Origin of the sequence: Micromonospora sp. NPDC049282 (genome assembly GCF_043197045.1) — a bacterium.
Classification (GTDB): Bacteria; Actinomycetota; Actinomycetes; order Mycobacteriales; family Micromonosporaceae; genus Micromonospora.
Genome location: NZ_JBICSL010000007.1, coordinates 46,433 through 68,943, shown reverse-complemented (window position 1 = coordinate 68,943; position 22,511 = coordinate 46,433). Strand labels below are relative to the sequence as shown.

Annotated in this window: 6 protein-coding genes; 1 reads left to right on the top strand and 5 read right to left on the bottom strand. The window is 75.1% G+C overall.

All coding sequences use genetic code 11. The features are described from left to right. Nucleotides 1-9: 9 nt before the first annotated feature. From ACGFI2_RS14320 to ACGFI2_RS14300, 5 genes are all read right to left on the bottom strand, one after another. Nucleotides 10-16,686, bottom strand: coding sequence for a type I polyketide synthase (locus ACGFI2_RS14320; protein WP_393515969.1), 16,677 nt, complete (start codon nt 16,684-16,686; stop codon nt 10-12). Nucleotides 16,687-16,870: 184 nt separating this feature from the next. After that, nucleotides 16,871-18,739, bottom strand: a complete 1,869-nt coding sequence (locus ACGFI2_RS14315; RefSeq protein WP_393515966.1) for a hypothetical protein — start codon at nt 18,737-18,739, stop codon at nt 16,871-16,873. Beyond that, nucleotides 18,724-19,533: an ABC transporter ATP-binding protein gene (locus ACGFI2_RS14310; protein ID WP_393515964.1), complete on the bottom strand. Its 810-nt coding sequence runs from the start codon at nt 19,531-19,533 to the stop codon at nt 18,724-18,726. The genes ACGFI2_RS14315 and ACGFI2_RS14310 overlap by 16 nt, the downstream gene beginning before the upstream one ends. Nucleotides 19,534-19,624: 91 nt before the next feature. Beyond that, the gene (locus tag ACGFI2_RS14305) at nt 19,625-20,869 is read right to left on the bottom strand and encodes a cytochrome P450 (RefSeq protein WP_393515961.1); all 1,245 of its coding nucleotides are present in this window, start codon (nt 20,867-20,869) and stop codon (nt 19,625-19,627) included. Nucleotides 20,870-21,025: 156 nt separating this feature from the next. Further along, the gene (locus ACGFI2_RS14300; RefSeq protein WP_393515959.1) at nt 21,026-21,799 is read right to left on the bottom strand and encodes a hypothetical protein; all 774 of its coding nucleotides are present in this window, start codon (nt 21,797-21,799) and stop codon (nt 21,026-21,028) included. Between the two features lie 210 nt (nt 21,800-22,009). Between ACGFI2_RS14300 and ACGFI2_RS14295 the strand changes: the two genes are divergently transcribed. Then, a complete protein-coding gene (locus ACGFI2_RS14295) occupies nt 22,010-22,435 on the top strand; it encodes a hypothetical protein (protein WP_393515956.1) in 426 nt (141 codons plus the stop codon). The last annotated feature ends 76 nt before the right edge of the window (nt 22,436-22,511 follow it).

Genomic DNA, 22,511 nt, shown 5'->3' with positions numbered 1-22,511 from the left:
GGTGGGTGGTCATGTGGGGCTGCCGAACTCGCGCTGGATCAGCTCGAGCATCTCGTCGGCGGTCGCCAGGTCGAGCCCGGTGTCGAGGTCGTCGTCGGGTTCGGGTCCGGCGTTCGTACGACTCCACTTGTCGAGCAGGGCGCGCAGTCGCGCGGTGATGCCGTCCCGCTCGTCCTCGTCCGGGGCGACGCCGAACAGGACGGCTTCGAGTCGGTCGATCTCGCTCGCCACGGTGGGGCGCTCCGGATCGCCGGCAACCTGCGGTGCCAGGTGCGCGGCGAGCGCGGCCGGCGTGGGGTGGTCGAACACCAGCGTCGCCGGGAGCGGGAGTCCGGCGGCGGCGCCGAGACGGTTGCGCAGCTCGACCGCGAGCAGCGAGTCGAAGCCGAGGTCCCGGAAGGACGACGCCGGGTCGATCCGGTCCCGGTCGCTGTGCCGCAGGACCGCGGCCGTCTCGGCGCGGACCAGGTCGAGGATCACCTTGTCGCGGTCGGCGGCCGTGGCGAGGCGGGTGCGGAGCTGCTCGGCCGGGGAGGCCGCGCCGGCGTCGCCGGTCGACGGCTGGTCGGTGAGTTCGGCGAGCAGCCGGTTGGGCCGGCCCGGCCCGGTGGCCGCCGCGAACGCCGTCCAGTCGACGTCGCCCACGACGATCGCCGGTCGGTCGCCGGCGACGGCGACGCCGAAGGCCGCCATCGCCGGTCCGGCGGCCAGCGGCCGCAGGCCGAGAGCGCGGTGCCGGCCGGTGAGCGCGGCGCCGGCGGCGAGCCCGCCGTCCGCCCACGGTCCCCAGGCCAGCGCCGTGGCGGGCAGGCCGCGGGCGTGCCGGTCGCCGGCCAGCGCGTCCAGGTAGCTGTTGGCGGCCGCGTAGTTCGCCTGGCCCGGGTTGCCGACCGCGCCGGCCATCGAGGAGTAGAGCACGAACATCCGCAGCGGCCGGCCGGCGGTGAGGGCGTCGAGGTGCGCCGCCGGGAGAGTCTTGGCGTGCAGCACCGCGGCCAGCTGGTCGAGGGTGAGCGTCTCCAGCGGGCTGTCGGCGGTCACCCCGGCGGTGTGCACGACGCCGTCGAGGGGGTGCTCGGCGGGGATGGCGTCGATGGCGGCGGCGAGGTCGGTGCGCGAGGCCACGTCGCAGGCGCGCACGGTGACGGCGGCGCCGGCCGCGGTGAGCTCGCGGACGAGGTCGGCGGCGCCGGGCGCGTCCGGGCCGCGCCGGGAGAGCAGGAGCAGATGGGGTACGCCCCGGGCGGCGAGCCAGCGGGCGGCGTGGCCGCCGAGCGCGCCGGTGCCGCCGGTGATCAGCACGGTGCCGGTCGGGATCACCGGTTCGGCCGCGCCGGTCGGCGGGTCGGTCCGGCGCAACCGCCGGGCGAGGATGCCGGCGGGCCGGAGCGCGAGCTGGTCCTCGTCCGCGCCGGCGAGCGCGGCGGCCAGCCGACGCCGGTCGGTCTCGTCGAGGTTCTGCGGCACGTCGACGAGGCCACCCCAGTGCTGGGGCAGTTCCATCGCGGCGACCCGGCCCAGGCCCCAAAGGTGGGCCTGGACGGCGTTCACCGGGCCGTCGGCGGCGCAGGTGGCCACCGCGTTGCGGGTCAGACACCAGAGTTTCGTCGGCCTGGGCAGGTCGGTGACGGCGTGGGCGAGCGCCACGGTCGAGGCGAGACCGGCCGGCACGTCCGGCTGGCCCGGGTGGGGCGTGGTGTCCAGCCCCAGCAGTGACAGCACGCGCAGCGGCCCGGTGCCGGCGGCCGTGGCGAGCAGGGCCGAGAACTCGGCGCGGCCGGCGGCGTCGTCGACGGTCACGGTCCGCGCCGAGGGGAAGGCGGCGACGATGTCGGCGCAGTCGACGCCGTCGGGCAGCACCAGCAGCCAGGTTTCGACCGGCGCGGCGGCGGGCTCGGCCACCGGCACCCAGGTCTCGGCGTGGAACCGCGGGGTTTCCTCGCCGTGGGGTGGGGTCGCCGGCCAGAACCGGGTGCGGTCGAACGCGTACGTGGGCAGGTCCAGCGTCCGTTCGGGGCGGCCGACGACGGCGGTCCAGTCGACGGGCACGCCCGTGGTCCACAGCCGGCCGACCGCCTCCAGCAGGGTGGCCACCTCGTCGCGGTCCCTGCGCAGCGCCGCGACGCAGGTCAGCTCCGGCGCGGCCAGCGCGGACAGCACACCCGCCGGCCCGACCTCCAGGCAGCGGGTCACCCCGTTGGCCGCCAGCCAGGCCATGCCGTCGGCGAAACGCACCGCCTCCCGCACGTGCCGCACCCAATACCCGGAAGTGAACTCCTCCACCGGCTCACCGGTCAGGTTCGACACGACCGGAATCCGCGGCACCCCGAACTCGATGTGCCCGATCGCCGCCGCGAACTCGGCCAGCATCGGCTCCATCAACGACGAGTGGAACGCATGCGACACCGTCAACCGCGTCGCCTTCGCGAACCGCGGCGCCAACACCTCGATCGCCTCAGCGGGACCGGAGACGACGATCGACGTCGGGCCGTTGACGGCGGCGATGTCCACCCCGGCCGGCAGCATCGCACGAACCTCGGACTCGGACGCCCGCACCGCGAGCATCGCCCCACCGGCCGGCAACGCCTGCATCAGACGCCCGCGCGCCGCCACCAACGTCACCGCGTCGTCAAGCGACATGACACCCGCCACGTGCGCGGCGGCGATCTCACCGATCGAATGCCCCAGCAGGTAGTCCGGAGCGACACCCCACGACTCCAGCAGCCGGAACAACGCCACCTCGACCGCGAACAGACCGGCCTGCGTGTACACCGTCCGGTGGATCGCCTCGGAGTCGACCGCCTCCCCCAGCGGCATGTCGAGGAGCTGGTCGAAGCGGGCACAGACCGCGTCGAACGCCGCCGCGAACACCGGGAACCGCGCCGACAGCCCGGCGCCCATCCCGACGCGCTGCGCGCCCTGACCGGTGAACAGGAACGCCAACCCGCCCGGCGACGCGACACCGGAGATCGGCGACGACGGTTCGGCGAGCTCGGCGGCGAGACGCTCCGCCGTGTCCGCGACGACGACCGCGCGATGCTCCAGGGTCGCCCGGGCGCCGGCGAGCGCCCGCGCGACGTCCGACGGGTCGGCCGACGTCGCGTACCCGGCCAGTCGCCGAGCCTGCCCGCGCAGGCCGCCGTCGGTCTTCGCGGAGAACGCCCACGCGACCGGGCCGGCCGGCGCGGACGCCGACGCGACCGGCGCCGCCGTCGCCTGTTCCAGGATCACGTGCGCGTTGGTGCCGCTGAGCCCGAACGAGGACACCCCGGCCCGCCTCACCCGCCCGGAGCTGTCCCAATCCCGGGTCTCGGTCAGCACCCGCACCGCGCCGGCCGACCAGTCGACCCGTGCCGACGGCGCGTCCACGTGCAAGGTGGCCGGCAGGACGCCGTGCCGCATCGCCAGCACCATCTTGATCGCCCCGGCGACGCCGGCCGCCGCCTGGGTGTGCCCGATGTTCGACTTCACCGAGCCCAGCCACAACGGCCGGTCCTCCGGCCGGTCCTGCCCGTAGGTCGCCAGCAACGCCTGGGCCTCGATCGGGTCACCCAGCTTCGTGCCGGTGCCGTGCGCCTCGACCGCGTCGACGTCGGCCGGCGTCAGGCCGGCGTTCGCCAGGGCCTGCCGGATGACCCGCTGCTGCGAGGGGCCGTTCGGGGCGGTGAGCCCGTTCGACGCGCCGTCCTGATTGACCGCGCTGCCCTTCAGCACGGCCAGCGGCTCACGGCCGTGCTCCCGTGCCGCCGACAGGCGCTCCAGCAGCAGGACCCCGATGCCCTCGCCCCAGCCGGTGCCGTCGGCCGCGTCGGCGAACGCCTTGCAGCGGCCGTCCGGGGCCAGGCCGCCCTGCCGGTCGAACTCGTCGAACGCGCCCGGGGTGGACATCACGGTGACCCCGGCGGCCAGTGCCGCGTGGCATTCCCCGGCCCGGATGGCCTGCGCCGCCAGGTGCATCGCGACGAGCGACGACGAGCACGCGGTGTCCACCGTGACCGCCGGGCCCTCCAGGCCGAACGCGTACGAGACCCGGCCGGAGAGGATGGCGGCGGCGTTCCCGGTGGCGGTGTGCGACTCGACGTCGGCTCCGCCCGCGGCGGCCAGCACGGCCGGATAGTCCTGGCCGTTGGTGCCGGCGAACACGCCGATCCGTTCGCCGTGCACCGATCGCGGGTCGATGCCGGCCCGCTCGAAGGTCTCCCAGACCGATTCGAGCAGCAGTCGCTGCTGCGGGTCCATGGCGAGCGCCTCGCGCGGGGACACGCCGAACAGGGCGGCGTCGAAGTCGGCGGCGTCGGGCAGGAACCCGCCCACGAAACCCGCCCCGGGCCGCCAGCCCCGGTCGGCCGGCGGCTCGGTGAGCCCGTCGACGCCGTCCCGGACGAGCGCCCAGAGGTCCTCCGGCGTGCTCACGCCCCCGGGGAAGCGGCACGCCATCGCCGTGATGACGATCGGGTCGCCGTGCTCCGCGACCGGCTGCGCGGCCTCGGCCGGTTCGTCGGTTCCGCCGCCGAGCAGCGCGGTCAGCTGGTCGGCCAGGGCGGCTGGCGTGGGATGGTCGAAGACGAGCGTGAGCGGCAGCCGCAGGCCGGTGTCGGTGACGAGCGCGTTGCGCAGCTCGATCGCGGTCAGGGAGTCGAACCCCATGTCGTGGAAGGCACGGCCGGGGTCGATCGCGTCGGGCATCGGGTGCCGGAGCACGGCGGCCGTCCGGGCGCGGACCAGGTCGAGCAGGGCGCGTCGCCGGTCGGCGGCCGTCAGCGCCGTGAGATCGGCCGGCGCGGCGGTCACGGTGGGCGGCTCGGCCAGCAGGCTCGTCGACGCGCTCGGCCGGGTCGGGGCGAACCGGGTCCAGTCGACGTCCGCGACCACGATCGCGGTGTCCTGGCACCGGACGGCCGTGTCGAGCGCGTCCAGGGCGACCGGCACCGGCACCGGCGACAGCCCGAGCCGGCGCAGCCGCTCCCCCACCTCCCCGGCGGCCATGCCCGCGGCGGCGCCCGGGGCGTCGGTGGCCCACGGGCCCCAGGCGACGGCCGTGGCCGGGAGGCCGGCGGCGCGCCGCCGTGCGGCGATCGCGTCGAGACGGGCGTTCGCCGCCGCGTACCCGGCCTGGCCGGCGTTGCCGACGCTGCCCGCGAACGAGGAGAACAGCACGAACATGGTGAGCGGCAGGTCACGGGTCAGCTCGTCGAGGTGGTCCGCCGCCACGGCCTTCGCCCGCAGGGCGGCGTCGAGCTGCGCCACGGTGAGCGACAGGAAGGTGGCGTCGTCGACCACTCCGGCGGCGTGCACGACGCCGGTCAGCGGTCGCTCGGCCGGGATCGCCGCCAGCACGGCCGCCAGCGCGTCGCGGTCGCCGACGTCGCAGGCGACGACTGTGGCGTCGCTGCCCAGGTCCGCCAGCTCCGCGACCAGTTCGGCGGCGCCGGGCGCGTCCGGGCCACGCCGGGACAGCAGCAGCAGACGCGGTACGCCCTGACCGGCGAGCCGGCGGGCGACGTGCGCGCCCAACGCGCCGGTGCCGCCGGTGACCAGGACCGTGCCGGTCGCGGCGGGAGGCGCCGGCGCACCGGCCGGGGCGGGGGCGTGTACCAGCCGGCGACCGAAGACGCCGGAGCCCCGGACGGCGGCCTGGTCCTCGGAGCCCGCGGCGAGCACCGAGGCGAGGCGTTGCCCGGCCCGCTCGTCCACGACCTCCGGCAGGTCCACGACGCCGCCGAAGGTGACGGGTTGTTCGATGGCCGCGACCCGGGCCAGCCCCCACACCGCGGCCTGCGCGTCGGCGCGCAGCGGGTCGGAGCGCCCGACCGAGACCGCGCCCCGGGTCAGGCACCATACCGGCGCGTCGATCCCGGCCGCCGCGAGCGCCTGGATGCCCGTCACGGTCAACGCCAGCCCGGACGGTACGGCGGTGAGGTCCGGCAGGCGGTCCTCGGCGAGCCCGGTGAGCAGCAGGACGCCGTCGAGGGTGGCGGGGTCGAGTTCGCGGAGGCGCTCGGTCAGGTCGTCCGGCGTCGACACGACGACGTCCAGCACGTCGGCGCCCTGGTCACGCAGCGCGTCGAGGACGTCCCCGGCCGGCGCGGGCGCGGCGGCGACCGCGAGCCAGCGGCCGGTGAGCCGGGTCGGGGGCAGGCTGAGCGGTGCCCAGCTCTCCCGGTAGCGCAGGGCGTCGACGACCGTGGTGGTCCGCTGGTCCCGGCGCCAGGCGGCGAGCGCGGGCAGCACCGTGCCGAGCGTGTCCGAGGTGACGTTCAGGTCACCGGCGAGCTGGGCGAGGTCCCCGCGGTCGACCGCGTCCCAGAACCGCGCCTCGCCGGGGGCGTTCCGCGTCGCCGGGGCGGCCGTCGACGGCGCCGGCCAGTACGACTGTCGCTGGAACGGGTAGGTGGGCAGGTCGACGTGCCCGGCCGCCGGCAGGATGGCGCTCCAGTCCACCGGCACGCCGACGGTCCACAGCCGCCCGGCGGCGGCCAGCAGCGTGGCGACCTCGTCGCGGTCCCTGCGCAACGCGGGCACACAGGTCAGCTCCGGGGCGGCCGTCGCGGACAGCACACCCGCCGGCCCGACCTCCAGACAGCGGGTGACCCCATGGTCGGCCAGCCAGGTCATGCCGTCGTTGAAGCGCACCGCCTCGCGTACGTGCCGCACCCAGTAGCCGGCGGTGAACTCCTCGATGGGCTCGCCGGTCAGGTTCGACACGATCGGGATGCGCGGGGCCCCGAACTCGATGTGCCCGATCGCGGCCGCGAAGGAAGCCAGCATCGGCTCCATCAACGACGAGTGGAACGCGTGCGACACCGTCAACCGGGTCGCCTTGGCGAACCGCGGCGCCAGCGCGTCGATCACTTCGGCGGGGCCGGACACGACCACCGACGTCGGACCGTTCACCGCCGCGACGTCCACCCCGTCGACCAGCTTGTCGCGAACCTCAGCCTCCGACGCGTGCACCGCGAGCATCGCGCCACCCGCCGGCAACGCCTGCATGAGCCGCCCGCGCGCCGCCACCACCGTCACCGCGTCGTCAAGCGACATGACACCCGCCACGTGCGCGGCGGCGATCTCACCGATCGAGTGACCCAGCAGGTGGTCCGGGGTGACACCCCACGACTCCAGCAACCGGAACAACGCCACCTCGACCGCGAACAAACCGGCCTGCGTGTGCACGGTCCGGTGGATCGCCTCGGACTCCAGGGCCTCCCGAAGTCCGTCGAAGCGGGCGACGATCCCGTCGAACACGTCCGCGAACACCGGGAACCGCGCCGCCAGCCCGGCGCCCATCCCGACCCGCTGCGCACCCTGACCGGTGAACAGGAACGCCAGGGCGCCCGGCTCGACGACCCCGGTCTCGGCCATGTCGTCGATCAGCACGGCCCGGTGGTCGAAGACGACCCGGGAGCCGACCAGCGCCGCGCCCGCCCGCGCGGGGTCCAGCTCCGGCCGTTCGGCCAGGAAACCCCGGATCCGCTCGACCTGAGCCCGCAACGCGGCGGCGCCGGGCGCCGAGAGCACCAGCGGCACCGGCCCGCCGGGAAGCGCCGGATCGGCCGCGACGGTGGCCGGCGGCGCCTCCAGCACGACGTGCGCGTTGGTCCCGCTGATCCCGAACGAGGACACCCCGGCCCGCCGCGCCCGGCCGGTCTCCGGCCATTCACACGCCTGGCGCAGCAGCTCCACCGCGCCGCCGGCCCAGTCGACGTGCGGCGTCGGCTCGTCGACGTGCAGCGTCCGGGGCAGGACCCCGTGCCGCATGGCCAGCACCATCTTGATGATCCCGCCGACGCCGGCGGCCGCCTGGCTGTGGCCGATGTTCGACTTCAGCGAGCCGAGCCGCAGCGGACGGTCGGCGGGACGGTTCCGCCCGTACGCCGCGATGATCGCCTCGGCCTCGATCGGGTCGCCGAGCGTCGTCCCGGTGCCGTGCGCCTCGACGGCGTCCACGTCCCCGGGCTCCAGTCCGGCCGCCTCCAGCGCCGCGGCGATGAGGCGTTGCTGGGAGAGGCCGTTCGGGGCGGTCAGCCCGTTCGAGGCGCCGTCCTGGTTGACCGCGCTGCCGCGCACCACCGCCAGGATCGGGTGCTGGTTGCGCTGCGCGTCGGAGAGCCGCTCCAGCACCAGCAGACCGGCCCCCTCCGACCAGCCGGTGCCGTCGGCGGCCGCCGCGAACGACTTGCACCGGCCGTCCGGGGCGAGGCCGCGCTGCCGGCTGAAGTCGACGAACGTGCCGGGCGTGGCCATCACCGTGACGCCGCCGGCCAGCGCCATCGTGCACTCGCCGCGGCGCAGCGCCTCCGCGGCCAGGTGCACGGCCACCAGGGACGACGAGCAGGCGGTGTCCACCGTGACGGCCGGGCCCTCGAGGCCGAACGTGTAGGCGACGCGGCCGGAGACCACCCCGCCGGCGACGCCGATCGCGGCGTACCCGTCGAGGTCCGGCGTGTCCGAGCCGGCGAGCAGCGTCTGGTAGTCGTGGTACATGACGCCGGTGAACACGCCACCCCGGGTGCCGCGGACGGTACGCGCGTCGATCCCGGCCGACTCGAACGCCTCCCAGGCCGTCTCCAGCAGGATCCGCTGCTGCGGGTCCATCGCCAGGGCCTCGCGCGGCGAGATGCCGAAGAACTCCGCGTCGAACGCGTCGGCGTCGTGCAGGAAGCCGCCCTCGGTGGCGTACGTGGTGCCCGGCCGGTCGGGGTCGGGGTCGTAGAGCGCGTCGGTGGCCCAGTTCCGGTTGGCCGGGAACGGGCCGACCGCGTCCCCGCCCTCGGCGACCAGCCGCCACAGCTCGTCCGGCCCGGTCACGCCGCCCGGGTAGCGGCAGCTCATCCCGATGATCGCGATCGGCTCGCCGGCCGCCGCCACGGGCGGGGCCGCCGCCCGGGCCGGCGAAGCGGCCGGCGCGCCCAGGCGCTCGGCGAGGTAGTCGGCGACGGCGTTCGGGGTGGGATACGTGAACACCAGGGTGGCGGGGAGGCTGAGGCCGGTCGCCCGGGCCAGCCGGTTGCGCAGCTCGACCGCGGTGAGCGACTCGAAGCCGAGGTCGACGTGCACCCGGTCGGGGTCGACGGCCGCCGGCGACGCGTGCCCGAGGACCGCGGCCGCCTCGGCGCGTACCAGGTCGAGCAGGCGACGGCGGCGCTCGGCCGGGTCGTCCGCGGTGAACGCCGGGGACGACGCCCCGGTCGCGGCGGCCCGGCGGGCCGGCTGCCGGACCAGGCCGCGCAGCAGGGCCGGGACCGGTTCGCCGGGCGTGCCGATCCGGGCCGCCACCGCGTGCGCCGGGGCGGACCGCAGGACGGCGTCGAAGAGCGTCATGCCGTCCTCGGTGGACAGCTCGCCGCCGAGCCGGGTGACGTCGCGGCCGGTGAGCTGCCCGGTCATCGCGGACGTCTCGGCCCACAACCCCCAGCCCACCGAGGTGCCGGCCAGCCCCTGGCCGCGGCGCAGCGAGGCGAGACCGTCGAGGAAGCCGTTGGCGGCCGCGTAGTTGGCCTGACCCGCGGTGCCCAGGGTCGCCGCGACGGACGAGAACATCACGAAGAAGTCCAGGTCCGTCCCGGCGGTCAGCTCGTGCAGGTGCAGCGCGGCGTCGGCCTTGGGGGCGAGTACCCGGTCCAGGCGGTCGGCGGTCATCGCGGTCAGCACGCCGTCGTCGAGCGTGCCGGCGCAGTGCACCACGCCGGTGAGGTCCGTCCCGGCGATCACGGCGGCCAGCGCGGCCCGGTCGGCCGCGTCGCAGGCGACCACGGTGGCCTCGGCCCCGAGGGCGGTCAGCCGTTCGACAAGCCCGGCCGCGTCCGGCGCCGCCGGGCCGCGGCGGCTGGTCAGCACCAGCCGCCGTACGCCGTGGGCAGTGACCAACCGCTCGGCGACGAGCGCACCCAGCACGCCGGTGCCGCCGGTGACGAGCACCGTGCCGCTGGTCGCGGGCGTGTCCTCGGCGGCGGTGGCGGTCGCCCGGGCCAGCCGCGGCACGTGGGCGACGCCGTCGCGCAGGGCGATCTGCGGCTCGTCCACGGGCAGCGGCTGCCCGCCGAGGTCGTCGTCGGTGTCGACGAGCAGCAGGCGACCGGGGTGTTCGGTCTGCGCCGACCGCACCAGGCCCCAGACCGCCGCGCCCGCCAGGTCGGTGACCGGGCCGCCGACCGGCACGGCGCCGGTGGTCACGATCACCAGCGGCTCGTCGCGGTCACCGCCGACGTGGTCCTGGATCGCCGTGAGGACCTCGCCGAGCCGGTCCCGCAGCGGGCCGTCGGCCCGCAGCACCGTTCCGGTCGTCACGGCGGCCGGTGCGCTCGACGGCGTCCAGCGCACCTCGAACAGCGCGTCGCGCACCGCGGTGGTGAGCGCCGCCGAGGACACCGGGCGGAACGTGAGCCCGTCGATCTCGGCCACCGGCGCGCCGCCGGCGTCGGCGAGCGACACCGCCACGGTGTCGGCGCCGGCCGGGCTGATCCGCGCCCGCAGCCGGGTGGCACCGGTCGCGTGGAGCCGCACACCGGACCAGGCGAAGGGCAGCACGGCGCCGTCGAAGGCGAGCAGCGCGCCGTGCAGGGCGGCGTCGAGCAGGGCCGGGTGCAGCCCGAACCGGTCGAGTCCGGCCGCGGCCTCGGCCGGCAGCTCGACCTCGGCGTACGTGTCGTCGCCCGCGCGCCAGGCCCGGCGCAGGCCGCGGAACGCGGGGCCGTAACCGTAACCGGCGGCGGCCCGCTCGTCGTAGAAGTCGCTCAGGTCGAGCTCGTCCGCGCCGGCCGGCGGCCACTCGGAAAGCCCGGCGTCGCCCGGCTCGGCCGGTTCGGTCACGGTTCCGGTGGCGTGCACGGTCCAGTCCGTGCCGTCCGGGTCCCGCGAGGCGATCCGGAACGCGCCGTCCTCGACGATCACCTGGATCGCGACGTCACCGGTGGCCGGCAGGACCAGCGGGGTCTGCAGGGTCAGCTCGCCGAGACCGGGTGCGGCCTGCAACGCGATCTCGGCGAAGGCCGCGCCGGGCAGCAGCGTCTGGCCGAGCACCGCGTGGTCGGCGAGCCAGGGCAGGGCCGCCGTCGACAGGGTGCCGTTCCACAGGGCGCCGGCGCCGGCCAGGCTGATCGGGTCGCCGAGCAGCGGACCGTGCGGTTCGAGCCAGAAGCGCCGCCGCTGGAACGGGTAGGTGGGCAGTTGGCTGACCGCGCCGTCGCCGGTCGCCACCCGCCAGTCGACGTGACCGCCGAGGGTCCACAGGTCCCCGGCCGAGCGCAGCATCCGCGCCAGCCCGCCTTCGCCCCGGCGCAGCGACCCGGCCGTCGCGCCGCCCCGCTCGCCGATTCCCGCGGTCAGCACCGGGTGCGGGCTGACCTCGACGAACGTACGGTGCCCGGCGGCGATCAGCCCGGTCACCACGTCGTCGAAGCGCACCGGGCGACGCAGGTTCTCGAACCAGTACGCCGCGTCCAGCTCGGCCGGATCGATCCGCTCACCGGTCACCGTGGAGTGGAACGGCAGCGTGCCCGCCCGCGGGGTCAACCCGTCGAACGCGGCCAGCAACTCCGCCCGCAGGCTGTCCGCGTGCGCGCTGTGCGAGGCGTAGTCGACAGGCACCCGCCGGCACCACACCCCCTGCTCCGCGCACCGGGCCTCGACGGCGTCCACGCCGGCCACGTCGCCGGAGAGCACCACCGACGCCGGGCCGTTCATCGCCGCCACGGACACCCCCGCGACGCCCTCGACCAGGGTGGCCGCCGCGTGCGGATCGGCGGCGACCGCGATCATCCCGCCGGTACCGGCGATCGCCCGCAGGGCCTGCGAGCGCACCGCCACCACCCGCGCGCCGTCCGGCAGGGTGAGGATCCCGGCCACCACGGCCGCCGCGATCTCGCCCTGCGAATGCCCGACCACGCCGGCGATGTCGACGCCGAACGTCTGCCAGAGCGCGGCCAGCGACACCATCACGGCCCACAGGGCCGGCTGCACGATGTCCACGCGCAGCAGCCAGTCGTCGTCGGCCGACTCCAGGACGTCGAGCAGGGACCAGTCCACGTACGGCGCCAGGGCCGCCGCGCACTCGGCGATCCGGGCGGCGAAGACCGGCGACTCGGCAAGCAGGTCGGCGGCCATGCCGAGCCACTGGGCGCCCTGACCCGGGAAGACCAGGACGACACCACCGTCGGCGGCGCCCGCCGCGCCGGTCGGCTCCACCCCGGCCAGGCCCGCCAGGAGCTCCTCCCGATCGGCGCCGACCACCACGGCCCGGTGCTCCAGCGCCGCCCGCGTCGACACCAGCGCCCGCGCCACCGCGGCCACGTCGATCTCCGGCCGCCCGGCGACGAACCCGGCCAGCGCGCGGGCCTGCGCGGTCAGGGCCTCCGCCGACCGGCCCGACAGCACCCACGGCAGCGCCGGCCCGGCCGCCGGGGACGGTGCGGTCCCGGGCGCGGCCGGCGCCTCCTCCACGATCACGTGCGCGTTCGTGCCGCTGATGCCGAACGAGGACACCCCCGCCCGGCGGACCCGGCCCTCCTCGGCGGTCCAGTCCTGGGTCCCGGTCAGCAGCCGTACCGCGCCTGACGACCAGTCGACGTGCGCGGACGGCGCGTCCACGTGCAGCGTCGCCGGCAGCACGCCGTGTCGCATCGCCAGCACCATCTTGATGACGCCCGCGACGCCGGCGGCGGCCTGGGTGTGCCCGATGTTCGACTTCACCGAGCCGAGCAGCAGCGGCCGGTCGGACGGGCGGTCCTGCCCGTACGTCGCCAGCAACGCCTGCGCCTCGATCGGGTCGCCCAGCCGGGTCCCGGTGCCGTGCGCCTCCACCGCGTCCACGTCGGCCGGCCGCAGCCCCGCGTTGGCCAGGGCCTGGCGGATCACCCGCTGCTGCGACGGCCCGTTCGGCGCGGTCAGGCCGTTCGACGCGCCGTCGGAGTTGACCGCCGTGCCGCGCAGCACCGCGAGGACCTCGTGCCCGTTGCGGTGGGCGTCGGCGAGACGTTCCAGCACCAGCACCCCGGCGCCCTCGCCCCAGCCGGTGCCGTCCGCGGCGTCCGCGAACGCCTTGCACCGCCCGTCCGGCGCCAGGCCGCCCTGGCGGGAGAACTCGGTGAAGATGCCCGGCGTCGACATCACCGTCACCCCGCCGGCCAGGGCCAGATCGCACTCCCCGGACCGCAGCGCCTGCCCGGCCAGGTGCAGCGCGACGAGCGACGAGGAGCAGGCCGTGTCGACGGTCATCGCCGGGCCCTCCAGCCCGAGCGTGTACGCGATCCGGCCGGACGCGACGCTGATCGTGGTGCCGGTCAGCACCTGACCCTCGACCGCGCCGGACGCCTCGTGCAGCCGCGGCCCGTACTCCTGGGCCATCGCGCCGACGAACACGCCGGTCGGGGTGCCGCGCAGCGAGCGGGGGTCCAGCCGGGCGTGCTCCAGCGCCTCCCACGCGGTCTCCAGCAGCACCCGCTGCTGCGGGTCCATCGCCAGCGCCTCGCGCGGCGAGATGCCGAAGAACGCGGCGTCGAAGTCGGCGGCGCCGGCCAGGAACGCGCCGGCCGCACCGGACGGCAGGTCGACCGTCCAGCCGCGGTCGGTCGGCAGGCCGGTGACCGCGTCGACGCCGCCGGCCACCAGCCGCCAGAACTCGGCCGGTCCGTGGACGTCGCCGGCGTACCGGCAGCCGATGCCGACGACGGCGATCGGCTCGCTGCCGGCGGCCACGCCGGCGGTGACCGGGCGGGCGGCGTCGCCCCCGCCGGCGGCCCGGCTGCTCAGGTGCTCGGCCAGCCGGCGCGGCGTCGGATGGTCGTAGAGGGCCGTGGTGTCCAGCTCGACGCCGGTGGCGCCGACCAGCTGGTTGCGCAGCTCGACCGCGGTCAGCGAGTCGAAGCCGAGGCCGCGGAACGTCCGGTCGGCGTCGACGGCGTCCGGCCCGGCATGGCCGAGGATGGCCGCCGCGTGCGCGCGGACCAGCACGAGCGGGTCGGCCGACAGCGGCGTCGCCACGGTCGGGCCGGCCTGCCGGGCGGGCAGGGTGGCCGGGTCGTCGGTGATCCAGAACCGGTTGCGCTGGAACGCGTAGGTGGGCAGCGCGACCCGCGGCCCGGCCGGCGCGCCCAGCACGCTCTCCCAGTCCGGCTCGGCGCCCGCCGCCGCGAGGGTGGCGACCGAGGTGACGAAGCGGTCCAGGCCGCCGTCGTCGCGGCGCAGGGTCGGCACCGCGACCAGGTCGAGGCCGGCGTCGGCGGCGGTGTCCCGGACGCTGTGCACCAGCACCGGGTGCGGGCTCACCTCGACGAAGAACCGGAAGCCGTCGGCGGCCAGGCCGCGCACGGCGGCCTCCAGCTCGACGGTACGGCGGACGTTGTCGTACCAGTAGTTCGCGTCCAGCTCCGCGGTGTCGACCCAACGGTCGAGCGCGGTGGACCAGAACGGCACCGTGCCGGTCCGTGGCCGCAGGTCGGCCAGCGCGTCGAGCAGTTCGTCGCGGCACTCGTCGACCTGCGCGGTGTGCGAGGCGAAGCCGGCCCGGACCCGGGTGGCCTGGATGTCGTGCGCGACGCAGTGCTCGACCAGCTCGTCCAGGGCGTCGTCGGCGCCGCCCACCACCACCGCGCGCGATCCGTTGACGGCGGCGATCTCGATCCGGCCGTCCCAGCCGTCGATCAGCTCGCGTACCTCGTCGCGGGTCAGCATCAGCGCGACCATGCCGCCGCGGCCGACGAGCCGGGTGTAGATCAGGCTGCGCAGCGCGATGACCCGGCACGCGTCGTCCAGGGTGAGCCCACCGGCCACGTACGCCGCGGTCACCTCGCCCTGGGAGCTGCCGAAGGTCGCCGCCGGCTCGACGCCGTGCGCCCGCCACATCGCGGCCAGCCCCGCACGGACCGCGAACAGGTACGGCTGGAGCACGTCGAGGCGGTCCGCCGGGGGCGCGCCCTCGACGCCGAGCGCGACGTCCCGCAGGGACCAGTCGACGTACCGGCGCAGCGCCCGGTCGCACGCCTCGAACTCGCGGGCGAACACCGGCGACCGGTCGAGCAGCGCCCGGGCCATCCCGGTCCACTGCGAGCCCTCGCCGGAGAACACGAACACGATCCGCCCGGGTCGGGCCGTACCGGTGACGACGCCGGTCGCGGGCAGCCCGGTGGCCAGCGCGGTGAGCCCGTCGAGCAGCTCGGCGCGGTCCCGCCCGAGGACCGCCGCGCGGTGCTCGAAGCCGGTGCGGGTGCGCACCAGCGCACGGGCGATCGCGACGTCGGTGTCCTCCGGGTCGGCTTCGGCGGCCAGCCGGGCGGCCTGCTCGCGCAGCGCCTCCGGCGTGCGGGCCGACACCATCCACGGCACCAGGGCCGGCGTCGCGCCGCCGGCCGCCGGGTCCGCGGTCGCGTCCGTGCCCGGGCCGCCGGCCGCCGGGTCCGCGGTCGGCGCCGGGCTCGTGGCCGGCGCCGGGCTCTCGGCGAGGACGACGTGGCAGTTGGCGCCGCCCATGCCGAACGAGCTGACGCCGGCGACGAGCGGCCCGGTGCCGGGCCACCCGCCGCGCTCGGTCTGGACCCGCAGGCCGAGCCGCTCCAGCGGGATGCCCGCCGGGGGCGCGGTGAAGTGCAGGCTGGGCGGCAGCTCGCGGTGGCTGATGGCGAGGACGGTCTTCAGCAGGCCGGCGATCCCGGCGGCGGCCTCCAGGTGGCCGATGTTGGTCTTGACCGAGCCGACCCGCAGCGGCTCGCCGGCGCGGCCGGCGCCGCCGAGCACCGTGCCGAGCGCGGCCGCCTCGATCGGGTCGCCCAGGGCGGTCCCGGTGCCGTGCAGCTCGACGTACCGCGCCTGCTCCGGAGCGAGCCCGCTGCGCCGGTACGCCGCCCGCAGCACCCGTGCCTGCGCCTCCTCGACCGGGGTGACCAGGCTGTCGCCACCGCCGTCGTGGTTCACCGCGCTGCCGCGGATCACGCAGTGCACGGTGTCGCCGTCGGCCAGCGCCGCCGTCAGCGGCTTGAGCACGAGCACCACGGCGCCCTCGCCGCGCACGATGCCGTTGGCGGACTCGTCGAACACGGCACACCGTTGGTCGGGCGAGAGCGCGCCGAACGCGGAGAGCGCGAGGGTGCTCTCCGGGGCGAGGTTGAGCTGGACGCCGGCCGCCAGGGCCAGGGTGGCCTCACCGGAGCGCAGGCTCTGCACGGCGAGGTGGACGGCCACCAGCGAGGACGCCTGCCCGGCGTCGACGGTCACGCTCGGACCGGTGAGGCGGAACGCGTAGGACACCCGGTTGGCGATCACGCCCCGGTTCAGGCCGGTCGTGGTGTGCTGGCCGATCGGGGTGCCGTTGCCGCGCTGGGCGATGGTCGCGTAGTCGCCACTGGTCGCCCCGGCGAACACCGCGGTGGCGCTGCCGCGCAGGTCGGTGGCGGCGATCCCGGCCCGCTCCAGCGCCTCCCAGCTCAGTTCGAGCACCAGGCGCTGCTGCGGATCCATGGCCGCGGCCTCGCGCGGGGCGATGTCGAAGAACCCGGCGTCGAACCGGTCCACCTCGTCGAGCCAGCCGCCCCGGGGACGGTCCGGGCCGGCCGGCCAGCGGTCCGGCGGCGCCTCGCGGACGGCGTCGACGCCGTCGCGCAGCAGGTGCCAGAACGCGTCGGGGGTGGCCGCGCCGGGCAACCGGCACGCCAGCCCTACGACGGCGATGGGATCGTTGTCGGGGCTGCGGTTCTCGGACATCGGCGCCTCGAATTCGGTCCGGCGGGCGGCAACCGTCACGGCGACGGGCGATATCCCGAACACTATGAATGCCCTGCTCACGGACCAACCCCTAGGCGAGGTGGGAGCCCCTCACCGAACCGGGAAAGGGGGCGGGGCAGGCATCGTGGTGATGCCCGCCCCGCCCCCTTTCGGCGGTCGCCGGTCAGACCGTTTCGAGTTCGCGACCCTCGGCCGGCGTCGGAGCACCGGCGCGTCCGGCCCGGTTGTTGACCTTGGTCATGATGGCCCGGGCGTACAGGGCGACGCCGGCCAGGATGCTGACCACGGCGATCGGCACGCCGAACAGCGGCCGCACGTACATCGCCAGGAACCAGGACTTGACGTGGATGTCGGACAGGATGAAGACCAGCGGGATGATTCCCTGCGGGACCAGCAGGATCGAGCCGAGACCCCAGCTCAGTCCCTCGACCGTGCCGCCCTTCTTGGCCGCCTCGGCGCCGCCGGCGCTCCGGACCACGGTGGGCCGGCCGGTGCGCATGGTGTGCAGCAGATCGGAGCCGTCCGCGCTGAGCTTGCGGACCGCCAGGCCGCCCAGCACCAGGGCGACGGCGACGCCGGTCAGCACGCCGACCGGCACCCCGGCCCAGGTCAGCCACGGCTGGTCGAACCGGGTGCCGAGGTAGACCAGGGCGAGCGCGGGCGCCGGCGGCAGCAGCCCCACCCAGAACAGCACATTGGACTGGCCGGTGGTGTCGGCGCGCTCGAGCGGGTTGCTCGGCCGCTTGTGCGCGTCCGGGCCCGGGACCATGCCGAACACCGACGAATAGATGATCAAACCGGCGCCGCCGCCGAGCAGGGCGGGCACCGCCGCGGCGACCCACGGCCAGGTCCAGGTCAGACCGCTCCACCAGACGAAGGCGATGCTCAGGACGACGGCCGGCGGCGTGAAGACGATCAGGTACGCCAACTGCCGGCCCCGCACGTCGGCGCGCTGGGTGCCGGTCGTCATCGTCTGCCAGAGCGCGGTGCCGTCCTGGCTGTAGAGGTTGCAGGCCGAGGTGATCGCGAAGAGCGCGAGCGCCGGACCGGCCCAGGGCAGCAGGAGCCGGGCGTCGAAGGTCAGCGGCAGCAGCACGGTGCCCAGCGCCCAGACGACCGGCACCACCGCGGTGGTGGTCCGCAGCGGGTCACGCCACCAGGTGCGCAGCTCCTTGCGGACGACCGCGCCGGTCGTACCGCCCAGCGGGCCGCCGCTCACCGGGGCGCGGCCGGCGCTGCCCCGGATGGTGACCCGGGCCCGGCGCGGATTGCCCAGCTCGACCGACCAGACGAGCAGCAGCAGCACGCAGAGCACGGCCAGGCCGGCCGGCGCGGCGAGCGCGAGCGCCCAGTCCCCGCGGCCCGCGGCGTCCACCGCCACCACGCCCCAGCTCGACGGGATCGCCCGCAGCGTGGTCGTGGTGGTGTGGGAGAACCCGGTCTCCAGGATGTCGGAGTACATCACGGCCACGACGATCATCCAGCCGGACTGGGTGAGCACGAGCATCGCCGCGAACAGCACTCCGGTGATCGCCGCGCCCACCCGCGACGACGCGACGACGCCGAAGAGCGCGTAGACCACCCGGGACAGCAGCACCACGAAGACCAGTTGCAGCGCCGCGACCGGCGCCGCCAGCAACGCCGGGACGAGGCCCTGCCGGGCCCCGTACGTGATCAGGGCGAGGAAGCCCAGCGCGGTGACCGCGGTGGTGATCCCGACGAACGCCGCCCCGAGCAGTCCCACCGCGAGCCGGCGGCGCGGCACCGGCAGCAGTGTGAAGTGGTCGGCGCGCAGCACCGCCGAGCCGCCCCACAGCGGACCGATCAGCCAGCCGAGCGTCCACATCAGGAAGACGCCGGCCATCAGGTCGCCCAGCACCTCGGTGTTGGGCAGGTCGACCAGGGAGAGCCAGATGGTGGCAGCCGCGAAGAGCAGGCCGAAGACCGCGCCCACCAGCATCCACGCGGCCCGGCCGCCGGTCATCGAGTTCTTGATGATCGACAGCTTCATCCGGATCAGGACGCCAGCCACGACAGCCCCTTCCGGGTGTGCTCGTCGCCGCCGACCAGCCGGACGAACGTCTGCTCCAGCGTGGTGTCGCCGCGCACCTCGGCCAGCGGACCGGCCGCCACGACCTTTCCTGCGGCCATGATGGCCACCGTGTCGCACAGCTGCTCGACCAGCGGCATCACGTGGCTGGAGAGCACCACCGAGCCACCGGCGGCCACGAACCCGATGAGGATCGCCTTGAGGGCCGCCGCGGACACCGGGTCGACCGCCTCGAACGGCTCGTCGAGCACCAGCAGCCGGGGTCCGTGCAGCAGCGCGGTCGCCAGCCCGATCTTCTTGCGCATGCCGGTCGAGTAGTCGACCACCAGGGTGCGCTCGGCCCCGCCGAGCTCCATCACGTCGAGCAGCTCCTGGACCCGGCCGGCCAGCACGCCGGCCTCGATGCCGCGCAACTGCCCGACGTACGTCAGCAGCTCACGTCCGGTCAGCCGCTCGGGCATGGACAGCCCGTCGGGCAGCACACCCATCAGCGTCTTCGCCTCGACCGGGTCGGACCACACGTCCACCCCGAACACCTGCGAGTCGCCCTCGTCGGGGCGTAGCAGGCCGACCGCCATGGACAACGACGTCGTCTTGCCCGCCCCGTTCGGGCCGACCAGTCCGAAGAAGGAGCCCTGCGGCACGACGAGATCGACGTGGTCGACCGCGGTGTTCGAGCCGAACTGCTTGTGCAGGCCGGACAGACGCAACGCCGCCGGCCGGCCATCCACACCAGGACTTTCCGCTGCGGCGTACTGAGTGGTCGATGGCTCCATGATTCCCCTCGAAGTCGCTAGGTGGCGGGCCCAGTTTGCCCGACTTGCGCTGCATATGGAAGCGCCTACATACAGAGTGGATCCACTGCGCTCACCCGGCGGAGAGGGGGAAGTGCAGCATGCCGTGGATGATGAACGAGTCGCGACGCCGGGGCTCACCGGACACGCGCAGGTCGGGCAGGCGGGTCGCGATCGCCCGGAACGCCGCCTCGGCCTCGACCCGGGCCAGTGGCGCGCCGAGGCAGTAGTGGATGCCGGCCGAGAAGGACAGCGTGTCGGCGGCGCTCCGGCGGGTGATGTCGTAGCGGTGCGGGTCCTCGAAGACGTCCGGATCGCGGTTCGCGGCGGCGGCCAGGATGGCGAGTTCGCCGTCGACCGGCAGGACCTCCCCGGCGAGTTCGATCTCCTGGTGGGCGACGCGGCGATACTGCTGCACCGGCGGGTCGAACCGCAGCGTCTCCTCGACCACGCCCGCCGCCAGGCCGTCCGGATCGGCGCGGAGCATGTCCCACTGGTCCGGGTTGTCCAGCAGCGCCCGCACGCCGTTCCCGATCAGGTTGACCGTGGTCTCCGACCCGGCCAGCGGCAGGAACATGCACAGCGGTTCCAGCTCGTCCATGGTCAGCCGGCCGTCGTCGATCGCGGGCAGCATCTGGCTGATCAGATCGTCACCGGGGCTCTCCTGCCGCAGCTTGATGATGCCGCGGAACATGTCGGTCAGCTCGCCGATCGCCAGGTCGACGCCGCGTACCTTGTGGAACGAGACCACGCCGTCGAGCAGGGGCGCGATCCGCCGGCTCAGCCGCGAGAAGCGCGGCCGCAGGTCGTCCGGGATGCCGACGAGATCGGCGATCACGGTGACCGGCAGCTTCTGCGCGAACTCGGTCATCAGGTCGAACGCGGAGCCGTCGGTGGGCAGCTCGTCGATGAACCGGGCGCAGAGCTCGTCCGCCCGGTCCCGCCACCTGCCGGCCATCCGCGGATTGAGCGCGGGGATGGTGAGCTTGCGCAGGCGGGCGTGGTTCGGCGGGTCCAGCCCGAGCATCGAGTTGTCGAAGTTCATGAACTCCGGCACCTTCTGCCCGTCGGCCAGCCGCACCCCGAACCGGCGGTCCCGCAGCACCTTGTTGGCGATCTGGTGATCGGTCGTCACCCACGTCCCGAGCGCGCTTCGCGGCAGCGGCCCGAGCGCCCGGATCTGCTCGTACACCGGATAGGGATCGGCCGGCCCCCGGAGCAGCCGGGCATAGAGGTCCCCCTGTTCGGCGGCCTTCTCCAGGATGTCGTAGTAACCCGCCATCCGAGCGCGCAGCCCGGCGTCCGGAAGTGTCGTCATCACCAACCTCCAGGGGGCGACTCGGTCCGAAAGCCACCATAAGGACCAACCCACCCCTACCAGGAACCCCAGAAATCCCGACCACTCCACGGCGGCCGTACGCAGAAGGAGGGCACATCCATCGAACGGGACGCGCCCTCCTCCGGGGACCTCGGGTCAGCAGCCGAGCCGCTTGCCGGAGAGGGCGATGTCGTCGATCCAGAGGTCGAACTCGCCCGGCGTCGTGCCGCCCTGGTAGAGCTGCCAGCCGATCTTCACCGTGTCGACCGTCGGCAGGACGAAGGGAACGTCGTTGCCCCCGTGCTCGGTCGTGGAGGCGGTCAGCTCCGGGTTCGCCACGCCGTCGAACCACACGGCGACGCGGTTGTCCGTCGCGTCGATCCGCCACTCGACGCACTGCCAGGTGTCCTCGGCGACCGGGGCCGACTCCCGCCAGTTGGTCCAGTCGCCGGTCGGCCCGCCGTCGGCGCCGACGCCCCAGAAGGTCCCGGGGACCGTGGGCGCGTACTGGCCGCCGACCGGGCGCACGACCTCCGCGCTGCCGGCGCCGGTCGCCTCCACCAGCGTGAAGTGCGCCCAGTCCGGGGCGGTGGGGAAGGCGTCGACGCGCAGACGCATCCGGCCGTAGAAGCGGTTGCCCGGCGCGGCGAAGTCGTCGACACGCAGGAAGGCACGCCCGTTGTCGACGGTGTGCACGTGCAGCACCTGGTTGCCGCGGCGGGCACGCTCGACGGTGAGCGTGCCGTGGCGGGTGTCGACGCCCCATCTCACCGTGCTGGGCCCTCCGACCGGCAGCCGCTCGAAGTCCTCACAGAAGAGCAGGCCACGGGGGCACGAGCGCGAGGAGGCACCCGACGCGCCGGCCGGAACGCTGCCGGCCGCGGTGCCGAGGAGCAGGGCGGCGGTGAACACCGCGAGGAAACTACGCATGGTCATCCTCCATGACGGCTGGCCCCGCCACCCGGGCGGGCCAGCGGGAACACTCCGGCCAGCCGGCACGGCGAGGCTCCCGTTCGCACCGCTCCAGCGCGGTCAAACCCCGCGCCGCGGCGACCCGAGCCATTCCAGCACGGCCACCTCTATTCAGCAACATCGATGGTTGCATCGGTTCGGCTCAGAAGCTGCGTCTACGCGCGGGCCATGGAGAATGCGGTGGTGCGCCACGAGCATCACGTGTTCCACAACCCGCCGCCGTCGACGCCGGCCGAGGTGAACGCCGCCCTGGACCGCGGCGACCTGTCCGCCGCGCTGGACGCCATGGTCGGCACCGCGCTGTACGGCGACGGTGACCTGGGCGAGTTGCAGGAGTTGCATCTCCGGTTGCTCGCACACGATGACCACCAGGTCAGCGCCCTCGCCGCCACCTGCCTGGGACATCTCGCGAGGGTCTATCGCCGGTTGGACGAACGCCGCGTGGTCACCGCCCTCCGCCAGGCCCGGTCGCTACCGCACCTCAGGGGCACCGCCGACAACGCGTTGGGTGACATCCGCATCTTCCTGCACCCTCGGCGGACGCGGTGGCGCGGACGGCTCCGGACGGCTGTCCGCCCCTGGACGTGGTGGTGACCGGAACACCGCAGTGCGGTGATCCGGTCCGAACCGCGCGCAGTCGTCCAGGCTGAACCGCGGCGAGAACGAGACA